Consider the following 14,033-nt stretch of genomic DNA (forward strand, 5'->3'; position numbering starts at 1 on the left):
GAAGTGTGGCGGTCAGGAAGGTTGGGCCGGGGCCCGGGCCTTCAGCCCCTCGACCAGGAGGTCGAGCAGCAATTCGAAACTGTCGTTGTAGGGATTCACGGCACCGTTCTGCCAGCGCAGGACGAAGATGCGGTTGGAGATGTCGGGCAGCGCGGCCGCCGTCAGCGGGTAGAGGTCCGGATCGGTCTGCGCGACCCGCTTTGCGAAGAGCTCCTGCCAGGTTTCGCCTTCGCTGCCCGGCTTGCTGACGGGCGGCGGCGCCAGTTCCATGGTGACAAACCCGGCGAGCCCGCCGACCAGCACGTTGAAGGCCGGGCGCAGCGCATCGCCGCGGTAGCCGCCGTCATGCAGCGCCGAAAGGATCGTCTCGACCCAGTCGAGGTTCGCGACACCGTTGGACTTCATCTGCGCGCCCAGCAGCGGCGCGACCGCGGGATGACGATGCACCAGCTTGCGGTAGTTGAGGAACACCTGCCGGAGCCGGTCGTCCCAAGCCATGTCGGCGTCGAGAGTGTCGGACAGGGTCCCGGTGATCGAGGCGGAAATCTCGGCGAAGAGGTCTTCCTTCGCGCCACCGACATGCCAGTAGATCACTGCCGGAGAGACGCCCAGATTGCGGGCCAGCTCTCGGAGGGAGAAGGCCGCCAGCCCCTTTTCGTCGATCTGCGCGACCGCCGCGGCGACCACCTGATTCTTGCTCAACCCGACCGCTGCGGCCCGTCCACGCAGCATCTTGCCCTTTTTTTCATCATTCTCAGTGGTCACCGGTACGATTCCCGTTCAAAAAATAGGCGTGTTTCATTTTGCGTGACGGACTCGACGAGTTTGGTTTAACAGTTATAGAACATCGTTCAATTAAAAACCAACACAACCGGCCGAACACTCTCGAACCTGACGACTGGGGTACAAATGACAGCACTGCCGATCCTCATCTTTTCCGTCGCCCTGCTTCTGGGTGGCGCCGTGCTTGCGCACCTGATCGGGGCGGCCTCCATCCTGTCCTTCATCGCCGCCGACAGGGCGCGCTTCCTTGCTGCGGCGCCCCAACGGATCATCGCTCATATCGACCTGTTCTCGATCATGTCGATGCCGTTGTTCATTCTGGCCGGTGAAATCATGAACCGTGCGGGCGTCACGAAAGCGCTGATCGATCTGGCCATGGCGCTGATGGCACGTCTGAAGGGCGGGCTGGGGCATGTGAACATTCTGACGTCGGTGTTCTTCGCCGGGATTTCCGGGTCGGCGATGGCAGATGCGGCTGCGGTGTCCAACACGCTGGTCCCGGCGATGCGGAAGTCGGGCTACACGGTGCAATATGCCGGTGCCGTCACCGCCGCGTCGTCGGTGATCGGGCCGATCATTCCGCCGTCGATCATCATGATCTTTTACGGGGCGCTGATGAACACCTCGGTGGCAGCGCTGTTCATCGCGGGCATCGTGCCGGGTCTCATCATGGCGGTTGCGCTGTTTGGTGCGAACGCGTGGCTGGCGCATCGCCACGACCACCCGACGGGGGAGCGTGTCCCTGCACGCGAAGTGCTGCGCCGCGCGATCTATGCGCTGCCCGCCACCGTGATCCCCGTCATCATCCTCTCGGGTATCGTCTTCGGCGTCATGACCCCGACCGAGGCCGCCGGCGTCGCGGTCTGCTGCGCCATCCTCGCCGGGATCATCTATCGCCAGATGTCCTGGGGCACGATCATCAAGAGCCTCGAACGCACGGCAATCCTGTCCGGTTCGATCTTCATCCTGCTGTCGGGTGTGGCGATCTTCGGCTATCTCGCCGGTCTGGAGAAACTGCCGACGCTTCTCGCCGATGCGCTGATCGGGCTGGGGTTCGAGGGCTGGAAATACTTGTTGCTGCTCAACGCGGTCTTCCTCGTGGCGGGCATGTTCCTCGAGGTGCCGGTGGCGCTGGCCCTGCTGGTGCCGCTGCTCGTGCCCACGGGCATCTCGATGGGCGCCGATCCGATCCACCTGGGCATTGTCATCGTGGTGAACCTGATGCTGGGCATCGTCACTCCGCCGTTCGGTGCGGCGCTGCTGGTCGTCTCGGCTGTATCGGGTGCGCCCTACTGGGGCATCGCCAAAGCCGCCGCGCCCTTCCTGGTGGTCCAGCTTGGTGTCCTGCTGATCCTGACCTTCACCCCTGAACTGACACTGTTCCTGCCGCGCCTGGCCGGTTTCGTTGAGTGAGGAGAGACAGATGATCCGTATCGCCAATCTCACCTATGCCACGTCGCAACGGCTGAACTTCTTCGCCACCCGGATCGCTGCGCTGTGCTTCGGAGCGATGCTCTGTGTCATGATGCTTCAGGTGGTGGCGCGCTACGCCTTTGCCTCGCCGCCGTTCTGGACCGAGGAACTGGCCCGCTGGCTCATGGTCTGGGGCGGGCTGCTGGGCGCCTCGGCGGCGTTCCACACTCATGCCGACCCGGCGATGGTGCATCCGCCCAGCCACGTGGTCTGGCGCCAGAAGGTGCAGGTCGTGGCGCGGTTCCTCGCGTCCTGGACCTTCTTCGCGCCCGTGCTGTGGTTCACCTGGCCGTATCTCGAACGCCAGATCGGGCGGACCTCCGAAGGGCTCGAAATATCCACCGCATGGATGGCCTCGGCCCTGCCGGTCGCGTTGATCCTGATCCTGTTCCACGGGCTTGCCGGTCTTGGCGCGCTCATCTCGCCGAAGGTTCTCGAGGAGGAGATCGCCTTCGCAAAATCCACTGAATCCAACATGCTGGAGTAACTGATGAACTTAACGTCCACCGCCACCCTCACCGCGCTGTTCCTGGCCTCTGCCGCCTCGGCGCAGTCGGTCAACGTCGCGCTCGATTCCAACCCCGACCGGGAGCAGTCCGGCACCTATCGATATGTGGAAAACCTGTTCACCACGCTCGAAGAAGCAGGCTGGGACACCGAGACCTTCCCGCGCGACACAATCGGCGGCGAAGACGAGCGCCTTGACCAGATCCGCGCCGGTATCCTCGACATCTCGATGTCGAACTACGCCGTGGCGACCCAGTTCGTCGAGGAGATGCGCGCGCTGCAACTGCCCTACACCTTCGAAAATCCGGCGCACGAGTTCAAGTTCTTCACCGAATCCGACTACCTCGATCAGGTGAACGAAGAGCTGGCGGCCGAAGGCATGCGCATCCTGGCAATCGTGCCCACCGGGGGCTTCCTCGGCATCTTCAACAACGAGAAGGAAGTCCGCACCGTATCCGACATGGAAGGCCTGCGGATGCGCGCGCTGGATCCCAACCAGTTGGAAATGTTCCAGATGATGGGCGCCAGCGGCGTTGTCATCCCGTTCTCCGAAGTGCCGAACGCGATCCAGACCGGCATCGCCAACGGTTACGTCAACGCGTCGCTCGTGCCGCTGACCTTCGGGCAGGGCGACCTGTTCACCAACTTCACCGACGCCAAGGTGATCATGTCCGCCCGCCTCGCGCTGGCCTCCACCACGTGGTGGGACGGTCTGTCGGACGAGGAGCAGGCCACCTTCGAGAAAGCCTCCCTCGACGCGCTGGCCGAGGTTTTCGAATGGGTCGACGCCTCCGAGGTCGTGCACAAGAAGAACCTCGAAGAGGCCGGCATCGCCGTTTACGAGCCGACGGAGGAAGAGCTTGCAACCTTCCGCGAGGCGACCCTGCCGATGGCCGACGTGCTGACCGAAGTGCCGGCCGAGCGGATCGAGGAACTGCGCGCCTTCGTCGCCGAATACGCGCCGGAGTAAACTTCGCCGCTGTAAAAGATTGGGGGCGTCCTGCCGGGCGCCCCTTTTTCGTGCCTGCCGGAACTTCAGAAGGAACGATGCCGGGCGCGCGCTGCGGCCCGGCACCGTCCTGCTCCGGGGGCCTGATCAGAGGCTCAGGAACCCCTCGACGTCCGACAGCCGTCCGGCGGATTTCAACGCGGCGATGTCCGGGCCTTTGGGCGCGAGGTCAGAAATCCCCGCGATGATCGCCTCCAGCTCGGCGGCCACCGCCAGCACGCCCAGGTCGTCGTAACGGCGCCCGACGATCTGCAGGCCGAAGGGCATGCCGTTTGCGTCGGTCCCGCAGGGAATGGTGATCGATGGATGCCCCGCAACGGTGGAGGCGTAGGCCATCGCCAGCCAGTGGTAGTAGCTCTTCGTCGCGACCCCGTCGATCTCGGTCGGGTAAAGCTCGTGCCAGTCGCGCGGGCTGATCGTCACCGCCGGAGAGATCACGAAATCATGGCTCTCGAACCAGATTTGCCAGCGCTGGTGATAGGCGCCCTGCATCGACAGCGCCTCGGCGATGTTGTCGGGGGTGAAGCTGCGGCCCTCGCGGACGTTCTCCGTCACGTTCGGGCCGACCTGTTCGGGGTGGTCATCCAGGCGCTTGCCGTGCGTGGCCACGAACAGGATGCCGCGCAGCACCGAGAAGATGCGGTCGGCATCGGCGCAATCCGGTGTTCCTTCATCCGCGGTGCCGAACAGCGGAGCAAGCTGCGGCACAACGCGTCGGAAGTGGTCGCGCACGATGCCTTCGGTCGGCGCAAAGCCGTAGTCCTCGGTGAACGCAACGCGCAGCGAGGACAGATCGCAGCGCGGCAGCGTGGCAAACCGCGCCGGATCCCATGCGGTGCGGCCATCCACGACCGCCGTGTAGGGGTCGCGCATGTCGGGCCGTGCCAGCACCGACAGCATCAAGGCCGTGTCCTCCACGTTGCGGCCCATGGGGCCGGATGTGGACAGCGGGAAGTACCCGATGCCGCGCGTGTTGCCCGGCACCACACCCGGCGACGGGCGATACCCCACGACGCCGCAGAAAGCCGCCGGGTTGCGCAGCGACCCGCCCGTGTCCGATCCGGTGGCCAAGGGGAAGTACCCGGCTGCCAATCCCGCCGCCGACCCGCCCGAGGACCCGGCGCAGGTGCGTGTGAGGTCATGCGGGTTGGCCGTGGCACCGTAGACGCGGTTGCGGGTGTTGCCGCCCGCGCTCCATTCCGGGTTGTTGGTCTTGCCCATGGGGATTGCGCCCGCGCCGCGCATCGCGGCGACCATGGCATCGTCCTTCTTGGCGATGTTGTCGCGGAACAGTTCAGACCCGAAGGTGGTAGGCAAGCCGGCCACGTCGATCATGTCCTTCACGCCGAACGGCAGGCCGTGGAGCGGCCCGAGATCGGCGCCGGAGGAAAGTGCCTTGTCCGCCGCCCAAGCCCCCGCCCTCAGCCCGTCGAAGTCCCGCGCCACCAGCGCGTTCACCGCGTGGTCCACGGCCTCCACACGGGTGATGCAGGCCTCGGCCAGTTCGGATGCGGAAAGCGCCTTGCGGGCGATCAGGCGGCGCGCTTCGGCGGCGCCAAGGTCTGCGGGATCGGTGGGAGTGGAAGTCCGGTCCATGGGATGCGTTTCCTTCAGAAGAGGGCCTTGCGGAGCATATTCAGGGCCGCAAGGATGATGAACAGGGCAAAGACCTTGCGCAGGCGGCCCGTGGGAAGAACGTGGGTCAGCCGGGCGCCGATGGGCACCGTCACGAAGGTCATCGCCGTGATGGCGAGGAAGGCGGGAAGGCTGACGAGGCCCAAGGTGAACGGCGGCAGGGTGACGTCATCCGGCGATGCCAGCAGGTAGGTCACGCTGGCGGGGAGCGAGATCAGCAGCCCGAAGCCCGCCGAGGTGGCAATGGCCCGGTTGATCGGTGTGCCATAGGCGGTCAGGGCGGGCACCCCGAAGGTCCCGCCGCCGATGCCGATCATCGCGCAGACAAAGCCCATCACGCCGGAATAGGGGGCATAGACCCGAAGCCCGGGGTGGCTGTCACCCAGCCGCCAGTTGGGGTTGCCGGCCAGCATGTAGATCCCCATTACCGTCGCGAGGCCGCCGAAGATCAGCATCAGCGTGTCCGACTTCAGCGTGGTCGCCGTCAGCACGCCGAGGATCGCGCCGACCGCCAGCCATGGCGCCCAGGCCCGCAGGATCCCGACCTCCACGGCGCCGCGCCCGTGGTGCGCCCAGACCGACCGGATCGACGTGGCCACGATTGTGGCCGTGGACGTGCCGACGCAGAGCTGCATGACGATCCCGTCCGACGCGCCCAGCCCGCGAAAGATGAACAGAAGGACGGGAACGAGGAAGATGCCTCCACCGATGCCCAGCAGGCCCGACAACAGCCCGGCGAAGGCGCCGGTGGCCAACAGAAGCAGAAGGATGGGAAGCAGGGAGGGATCGAACACGGGGCGCGCTACGTCGTTCAGGGAATGCGCTGGCGGTAGCACTCAATTGAACGATGTTCAATTGTTGATGGTCTCGCGCTGAAGGCTTTACGGAAATAATCGCTTCCGGTGCCGCTTTGCGATGCACCGACCTTCAAGCGGTCATTGTCCGTGAACCACGGCAGTCTGACGGTGCCGGCGCTCCTTGCGTGCCGCGTCGGGACCATCCTTACGTTGCTCTTGAGTACCCTCAGCCCCCTGCGGGCGCGGGGGCAACGGAGGCGCGGCCGATCCACTCTGCCGTTTCGAGGACTTGCAGGTTCCGCACCGGTTCGCCGTTCAGGCGCCTCTGCATCAGGTCGGCAAGCGGCGTTCCGGCGTCCCGGAGCGCACGGCGGGTGACGGTCAGAGGCGGGTTCAGGTCGCCGGTCTCCATGCCCGGCAGGACATCGTCATGCGCGACGACAGAGAGGTCGCCGGGAATGCTCAGGCCCGCCTCGCCCGCGGCGTCGAGCACGCCGCCCGCCACCAGCGAATTGCAACAGACGATCCCGGTCGGGCGATCGGGAATGGCGATCAGCGTGCGCGTGGCGTCCCGACCGTAGGCGCGCGACGTGTCGCCGTAGCAGATCAACTCGGGGACGGGGTGCAGCCCTGCCCTCATCAATGCATCCGCAAAGACTTCGGCCCGTTCCCTCGAGACCTGCCAGCCTGCCTCGCCGTTCAGAAGTGCGATCCGCCGGTGGCCAAACGCGGCCAGGTGGGCGACGGCCCTCCGGACGATATCAGCCGTGTCGAGGTCGAAGAACGGATAATCCGGGTCGGGGACATGTTTGCCATGCACCACGAAGGGCACATCCCGGCTGCTCAGGAACGCCATCCTCGCATCGTCGGCACGTGGAAAGAGCAGCACGAAACCGTCGAATACCCCCTGGCCGATCAGGCGGTCGTAGGTCTGCAGCGGGTCCGCGTCGGTCGAGATGTGCAGCATGAGATCGAGGCCCCGGCCTGCCATCGCCTGCGTGATCGAATGGGCGATCTCGAAGAAGTGGGGAGACTCGAAGTCGGCGGGCGCGGTGTCGAGGACAAGACCGACGATCCCCGACCGTCCGGAGACCAGTTTTCGTGCGCTGTGGTTCGGTCGGTAGTTCAGTTCGCGGGCAACCTCCCTGACCCGGGTGCGGGTCGCCGGAGAGACATCGTCGAAACCGCGCAAGGCCCGGCTGACCGTCGTCGCCGTCAACCCGGTTATCTTCGCGATGTCCTTCAGGGTTGCCACGTCTGGGGTGTCCTTCGGAATGCCGTCCGAGATTTACGAGGTCGCTGCACAGAGGAGCCGCTGTCCCGGTACCCTCACCAAGCGGCAATCGTGAGCGCGGTCAATGCGCGATCCGCCCATTTCGGGAAAATTTGTTGTCCTTAACGTTAAGATATGTGATCTGAACGTTAAGGATTGCGGCTTGGATGGATTCGCCATCAGTGTCGGACTGAGCGTCTCAACATCCCGCCACCACCAGATCCGCCTCGTGAGAGGCGATAGTCACCTGAAGGACAGCGACGCCATGCAACAGGAAACCGTCCGGACCACCGCGCAGACCACCCCCGAATGGTGGAAGACCGGCATCATCTACCAGATCTATCCGCGCTCTTTTCAGGACAGCGACGGCGACGGTGTGGGCGATCTTGCCGGGATCGAAAGCCGCCTCGACTATCTCGCGGAGCTTGGTGTCGATGCCATCTGGATCTCTCCGATCTTCCCGTCGCCGATGGCCGATTTCGGCTATGACGTCTCGGATTACCGCGACATCGATCCCATGTTCGGCACGCTCGCGGATTTCGACCGGCTCGTCGCGGCCACCCACCGGCGCGGGATGAAGCTGATACTCGACTTCGTGCCCAGCCACACGTCCGAGCAGCATCCGTGGTTCACCGACGCCCGGTCTTCGCGAAGCAACCCCAAACGGGACTGGTATGTCTGGCGCGACGCCAAGCCCGACGGCAGCCCGCCGACCAACTGGATCAGCGAATTCGGCCGTTCCGCCTGGACCTGGGACGAGGGCAGCGGCCAGTACTACCTGAACATCTTCCTGTCCGAGCAGCCGGCGCTCAACTGGCGCAATCCCGAGGTGCAGGCCGAAATGCTCGACACGCTGCGCTTCTGGTACGACCGCGGGGTGGACGGGTTCCGGGTGGACGCCATCACACATATCGCGCCCGATCCCGACAAGGGCGATCACCCGCCCGATCCGAATTGGCAGGAGCACATGGACCCCTCCTACCGCTACCTGAAGGTGCACTCCAAGCATCAGCCGGAGGGGCTCGACTTCGTCCGGATGATGCGCCGGGTCACCGACTCGTATCCGGACCGGGTGCTGATCGGCGAGACGGACGGCGAACTGAAGGCCGTCATGACCTACTATGGCGAGGCATTCGATGCCTTCCAGCTGCCGTTCAACTTCACGCTTCTGAACGCGCCATGGGAGATGGCGGAAATCGTGCGCCGGGTCGAAACCTACGAGGCCGCCCTGCCGGACGGGGGCTGGGGCAACTGGGTGCTCGGCAACCACGACTGCCGGCGCATCGCCAGCCGCGCGGGTCCTGCACAGGCTGCGGTGGCCGCCACGCTCCTGCTGACGCTCAGGGGCACGCCGACGATGTACCAGGGTGACGAACTGGGTATGGAAAGCGCCGAGATTCCGCCGCACGCCGTTCGCGACCCGTGGGAAAAGCAGGTGCCGGGCCGCGGGCTGGGCCGCGATCCGGCCCGCACCCCCATGCCGTGGGAGCCGGGCCCGACCCATGGCTTCAGCGACGGCGACCCCTGGCTTCCGGTCTTCGTTCCGGCGGGCGGAGACGTAGCGGCTCAGCGGGCGGATGCCACCTCCCTGCTCACCTATGTCCGCGCATTGATTGCGCTGCGCCGTGAGACGCCCGCGCTGACGCTTGGCACCTACGAGACGACGGTGGCGCAAGACGGGGTCTTCGTCTTCACCCGCCGCCTTGATGGTACGGTCTTTCACATCTGCCTGAATTTCACCGGGGAAACCAGGCTCTGCCCGGTCAAGGGCGAGGTCGTCCTATCCTCCCGCCATGGGTCCGAGGGCGGTGCGGTAGATACCTTGCAACTTGAGCCCGATGAGGCGGCAATCATCAAGGCCGCCTGATCCGGCAGGACAGCAATGGGCTGGCGGTGTTCGCATGCCGCCGCACCAATCCCTTCACTGGTTCAGCGTGCTCTTGCTTATCCCGCCCAACATCAGGCGAAGTCACCCGTACCGATGTCGATGACGTCGACGCCTGCGAGGAATACGGTGTAACCGCCGCCGGTCAGCACCGTGCCTGCACCACCGCCGTACTCCGCCACGGTGAAGTCGGCGAAGCCCAGCCCGTCGGCGGAGAAGTCGAGCACGTCGATGCCATCCTCGAAGTCGGTGATGGTATCCATGTCACCCGCCGTGGTGAACTTGAAGCAGTCCGCTCCCGCCCCGCCGTTGAGCACGTCGTTCCGCCACTGGCCGTCGAGAGTGTCGTCGCCGTCTCCGCCGTACAGGCTGTCGCTGCCGCCACCCCCGTAGAGAACGTCGTTGCCGGCCTCGCCGTACAGTGCGTCGTCGCCGATGATGCCGTTCAGCAGATCGTTGCCATCACCGCCCCACAGGGTGTCCTTGCCCGCCTGGCCGAAGATGAAATCGTCGCCGCCGTTGCCATGCACCTCGTCGCTGTGCTTGTCGCCAAAGACGATGTCGGTTTTGTCGCCGCCGATGATCAGGTCGTTGCCCCTGTGGCCGCGCATCACGTTGTCGCCAGCGCCGCCATCGATCGTGTCGTTGCCTGAACCGCCATAGAGGAAATCGGTCCCGCCGCCGCCGTAGATACTGTCGTTGCCATCCTCGCCGTAGATCTCGTCATTGCCGAAGATGCCGTGCAGGACGTCATGGCCCGCGCCGCCCCATATGAGGTCGTTGCCTGACTCGCCGTAGACGAAATCGTCGCCGCCATGGCCGTACAGCGCATCGTCCTGCCTGCCGCCATGGATGATGTCGGTCTGCTCGCCACCGTCGATGAGGTCGCGGCCGGTCTGGCCGCGCATCAGGTTCGTGCCACCTCCGCCGTCCATGATGTCGTCGCCCGCTCCGCCGAGCATCGTGTCGTCGCCGTCGAAGCCCTCGATGACGTCGCTGCCGACGGTGCCCACGAGGCTGTCGGCGCCCCCGGTCCCGATGATCCTCGGAACCGTGCCATCGGCGGTGCCGATGACGATCACCCGGACGGCGGTGGCCTGCGCCGCGCCATGGTTGTCCCGGATCTCCACCCGGTATTCGATCACCAGCGCGTCTCCGCTGCCCAGGTGCTGGAACTGGGCGGGATCGGCGTCGAAGGTCCAGATCGCGCTGCCGTCCGGAGAGCTGCCGGAGGTGACAACCGCCAGGCTGAACATCGCCTCCAGCGCCGCAGCGTCGAGGCCGCCGGGGTTGCCGGTCGTGCCCAGCAGGCTGAACGATGCCGTCTGGGTATCCACCGCCTCGGGGTCGGAGAACAGCACGACACCGTTCACAAGCGACGGGTCGCGGCCCACGGACGGATCGAAGGGATCCAGGTCGGCGCTGTCTCCGACACCGTCCCCGTCGCCGTCCTCCTGCCCGGGGTTCGCGACGAAGGGCGCGTTGTCGGCGCCGTTCGCAACGCCGTCGCCGTCGTAGTCCGCGGCGGGGGCGAGCGGGGCGGCCGGGCCCTCGAACTCACCGGCGAGGATCGAGGTCGCCGTGTCGATACGGGGTGCATCGTTGACCGGATCGACGGTCAGCGAGACGGTCGCGCTGGCGGTACCGCCATTGCCGTCGTGGACCACGTAGGAAAAGCTGTCGGTCCCGTTGAAGTCGGCGTCCGGGATGTAACTGTAGCTCCCCGAAGGATCGAGGATCAGGGTGCCGCTCGTGGCATCCGTGCCGATCGTGAAGGTCAGTACGTCCCCGTCGGCGTCGGAGACAAGCGCCGCGAGGTCGCCGGTGATGACCGTGTCCTCGTGTCCACGCCCTGAAGCATCCCCTGCCGACGGCTCCGTGTTCGGTCCCGTGCCGGATGGCAGGTACATCCGTGCCTTGATCGCTGCGCCACTGCCGTCCTGCATGATGTCGCGGCTGTGCCAGGACACCACGAACCCGCCGCCGGGCAGGTTCGTGACCTCGGGAAATTGCTGGTCAAACTGCCCTTCGTCGTTGACGAGGAATTCGTCCCCGACAGGGGCGCCCTCGGCATCGAAGACCTGCGCCTTGATCGCACTGCCGCTGCCGTCCTGCCTGTAGTCGGCGGTCTGCCAGGTCGCCACGAAGCCGCCGTCGGGCAGGCCGGTGATCGAAGGGTAGTCCTGTCCGCCCGCCGCTTGGCTGTTGAGGCGGAACTCGTCCCTCACCGGCGCGCCTGACGCGTCGAAGATCCGCGCCTTGACTTCGGTGGAGTAGCTGCTTGGCACGGAAGGATCATAGCCGCGCCAAGTCACAATGAACCTGCCGTTTGCGAGGCCAGTGATGCCGGGGTTGTACTGGTCACCCGCCGACTCGCTATTCACCAGAAACTCGCCGCCCACGGGCGTGCCCGCGGCGTCGAAGATCTGGGCCTTTATCTCGAAGTCGCTGCGGTTCTCCTTGATCTCGTCGGTCCGCCACGTCACCACGAAACCGCCGTTGGTCAGTCCCGCCACCGCAGGGTCGACCTGATCCCTCGAGGTCACGCTGTTCACGAGGAATTCCACCCCCACAGGCGTGCCCGAGGCGTCAAATACCTGCGCCTTGACCGCAGCGCCGTAGCCGTCCTGTGAGTAATCCTTCGTGTACCACGTGACGACGAACCCGCCGTCAGTTAGGCTCGCGATCCTGGGGTTGAGCTGTTCCTGAGCGGTCTCGGTGTTGACGAGGAACTCGCCGCCCACGGGTGCGCCTGTGGCGTTGAAGACCTGCGCCTTGATCGCGTCATAACTGCGGTCTTGCGCGCTGTCTTGAGTGCGCCAAGTTATCACGAATCCGCCGTTGGCAAGGGCTGTGATCTCGGGAAAGACCTGGCCGCTATTTGCCTCACTGTTGACCAGAAATTCCGCGCCGACCGGATCGCCCGCGGCGCCGAAGACCTGGGCCTTGATGGCGTAGCTGCTGCCGTCCTGCGTGGTGTCGCTCGTGTGCCAAGACACGACGAACCCGCCGTTTGTCAGGCCCGTGATTGTCGGGGAGAACTGCGAGCTCTCCGTCTCGCTGTTGACCAGGAACTCGTCACTCGCGGTGTACCGAGTCTCGGTGGCCTCGTCTTCGACGGCGATCCGGAACACCTGCTCCCCGGAGTTGCCCTGCGGGTCGGTGATCCTCAGGGTGAGCGATACCTCCGGTGTCGTCTCGTGATCGAGCAGGGTGTTGTCCAGGACGACAATCGTGTTCCCCTTCAGACCGAAGGCGCCGTTGGCGTCATCGACGATCTCGATCTGGAACCCTCCGCCGAGCGGGAACTGAACATTCGCGAAAGACGTGTTCGAGATGTGCGTCTCGCTCACACCCGTTGTCGACAGCGTCAGCTCGGGGATATCGTTGCGCGCCTCGTAGACCTTCGCCTTGATGCCAGAGCCGCTGCCGTCCTCAGGACTGCTTGTGGTGCGCCACGTCGCCACGAAACTGCCGCCGGACAAGGCAGAGATTTCGGGGTCGTACTGGCCGCCTGAACCCTCGCTGTTGACGAGGAACTCCTCGCCCACAGGCGCGCCGTCGGCGTCGAAGACCTGCGCCTTGATCGCCGAACCGCTGCCGTCCTGTTTGTAGTCCTCGGTGTACCACGTGATCACGAAGCCGCCGTCGCTCAGGGCGGTGATCTCTGGTTCGTACTGGTGTTCCACGCTTTCGGTATTGACCAGGAACTCGCCGCCGACCGGTGCCCCCGAGGCCTCGTAGATCTGGGCCTTGATCGCGAACCCGTCGCCGTCCTGCCAGACGTTCTTGGTGTCCCATGTCACCACGAATCTGCCACCGGTCAGGCCTGTGACCGCAGGACGGTACTGACCGCCGGCCGTTTCGGTGTTGACCAGGAACTCGCCGCCCACCGGGAAACCCGCGGCACTGATGATCTGGGCCTTGATCGCGGACGTGCTGCCGTCGTCCGGCCTGTAATTGGTGCGCCACGTCACCACCAGCCCACCGTTGGTCAGCCCGGCGACTCTGGGTTCGATCTGAGATCCCTGAGCGGCGGTGTTGACGAGGAACTCTGCCCCCACCGGCTGGGCCGCCGCGTCGAATGTCCGTGCCTTGATCGCGCTGATGCTGCCGTCCTGCGTGCCGTCGGAGGTGGACCACGTCACGGCGAAGCCGCCGGTGGTCAGCGCGCTGATCTCGGGCGCGGCCTGTCTGTCGTACGTCTCGCTGTTGACCAGGAATTCGCCGCCCACCGGTGTGCCGGCCGCGTCGAAGACCTGCGCCTTGATCGCGTTGCTGCTGCCATCCTGAGCGGTGTCGTCGGTCTGCCACGTGACGACGAACCGGCCGTCATTCAGGCCCGTGACCGCAGGAACGGTCTGGTTCTGCACCGTCTCGCTGTTCACGAGGAATTCCGGCCCCACGGCCGCGCCCGCCGCGTCGAAGACCTGTGCTTTGATCGCCGACCCGCTGCCGTCCTGCGAGGTGTCGCTGGTGCGCCAGGTCGCCACGAAGCCGCCGTTGCTTAGACCCGCGATCGCCGGCTCGTCCTGGGTAAGCCTCGTTTCACTGTTGACGAGGAACTCGCCTCGATCCGCGTAATAATTCGTCATCACTCAATCCTCGCTACCCGAACCGGGGCAAATACACGTCCCGTCACCCGTCACGATCAGCCGCCAGAGGCGCCAA

Annotated in this window: 9 protein-coding genes; 4 read left to right on the top strand and 5 right to left on the bottom strand. The window is 65.3% G+C overall.

The features are described 5' to 3' along the window. Positions 1 to 12 precede the first annotated feature (12 nt). Positions 13 to 702 (bottom strand): TetR/AcrR family transcriptional regulator, encoded by a 690-nt coding sequence (locus CDO87_RS12410; protein ID WP_254698100.1) that lies wholly within the window; start codon positions 700 to 702, stop codon positions 13 to 15. A 207-nt stretch (positions 703 to 909) separates the two neighbouring features. Here CDO87_RS12410 and CDO87_RS12415 point away from each other — a divergent pair, with 207 nt between their 5' ends. From CDO87_RS12415 to CDO87_RS12425, 3 genes are read left to right on the top strand one after another with little or no spacing between them, the layout of a single operon-like run. Continuing rightward, positions 910 to 2,196 (top strand): TRAP transporter large permease, encoded by a 1,287-nt coding sequence (locus CDO87_RS12415; protein ID WP_100929067.1) that lies wholly within the window; start codon positions 910 to 912, stop codon positions 2,194 to 2,196. A 10-nt stretch (positions 2,197 to 2,206) separates the two neighbouring features. Then, positions 2,207 to 2,743 carry a TRAP transporter small permease gene (locus CDO87_RS12420; protein ID WP_100929068.1) on the top strand — a complete coding sequence of 179 codons (537 nt, stop codon included), beginning with the start codon at positions 2,207 to 2,209 and terminating at the stop codon, positions 2,741 to 2,743. 3 nt (positions 2,744 to 2,746) lie between these two features. After that, the gene (locus CDO87_RS12425) at positions 2,747 to 3,733 is read left to right on the top strand and encodes a TRAP transporter substrate-binding protein (protein WP_100929069.1); all 987 of its coding nucleotides are present in this window, start codon (positions 2,747 to 2,749) and stop codon (positions 3,731 to 3,733) included. 126 nt (positions 3,734 to 3,859) lie between these two features. Here CDO87_RS12425 and CDO87_RS12430 read toward each other — a convergent pair whose 3' ends face one another. From CDO87_RS12430 to CDO87_RS12440, 3 genes are all read right to left on the bottom strand, one after another. Then, on the bottom strand, positions 3,860 to 5,368 hold the full coding sequence (locus tag CDO87_RS12430) for an amidase (RefSeq protein ID WP_100929070.1): 1,509 nt from the start codon (positions 5,366 to 5,368) through the stop codon (positions 3,860 to 3,862). 14 nt (positions 5,369 to 5,382) lie between these two features. Next, positions 5,383 to 6,201 carry a sulfite exporter TauE/SafE family protein gene (locus CDO87_RS12435; RefSeq protein ID WP_100929071.1) on the bottom strand — a complete coding sequence of 273 codons (819 nt, stop codon included), beginning with the start codon at positions 6,199 to 6,201 and terminating at the stop codon, positions 5,383 to 5,385. Between the two features lie 229 nt (positions 6,202 to 6,430). Then, complete coding sequence (locus CDO87_RS12440; RefSeq protein WP_100929072.1) at positions 6,431 to 7,459, bottom strand: LacI family DNA-binding transcriptional regulator; 1,029 nt, start codon at positions 7,457 to 7,459, stop codon at positions 6,431 to 6,433. A 283-nt stretch (positions 7,460 to 7,742) separates the two neighbouring features. On the opposite strand from CDO87_RS12440, the gene CDO87_RS12445 reads away from it, so the two are divergent. Beyond that, on the top strand, positions 7,743 to 9,344 hold the full coding sequence (locus tag CDO87_RS12445; RefSeq protein WP_100929073.1) for an alpha-amylase family glycosyl hydrolase: 1,602 nt from the start codon (positions 7,743 to 7,745) through the stop codon (positions 9,342 to 9,344). Positions 9,345 to 9,436: 92 nt separating this feature from the next. Here the strand turns inward: CDO87_RS12445 and CDO87_RS12450 are convergent, their stop codons facing one another. Beyond that, positions 9,437 to 13,957 (bottom strand): Ig-like domain-containing protein, encoded by a 4,521-nt coding sequence (locus CDO87_RS12450; protein ID WP_100929074.1) that lies wholly within the window; start codon positions 13,955 to 13,957, stop codon positions 9,437 to 9,439. Between the last annotated feature and the right edge of the window lie 76 nt (positions 13,958 to 14,033).

It is taken from the genome of Sagittula sp. P11, from assembly GCF_002814095.1.
Lineage (GTDB): Bacteria > Pseudomonadota > Alphaproteobacteria > Rhodobacterales > Rhodobacteraceae > Sagittula.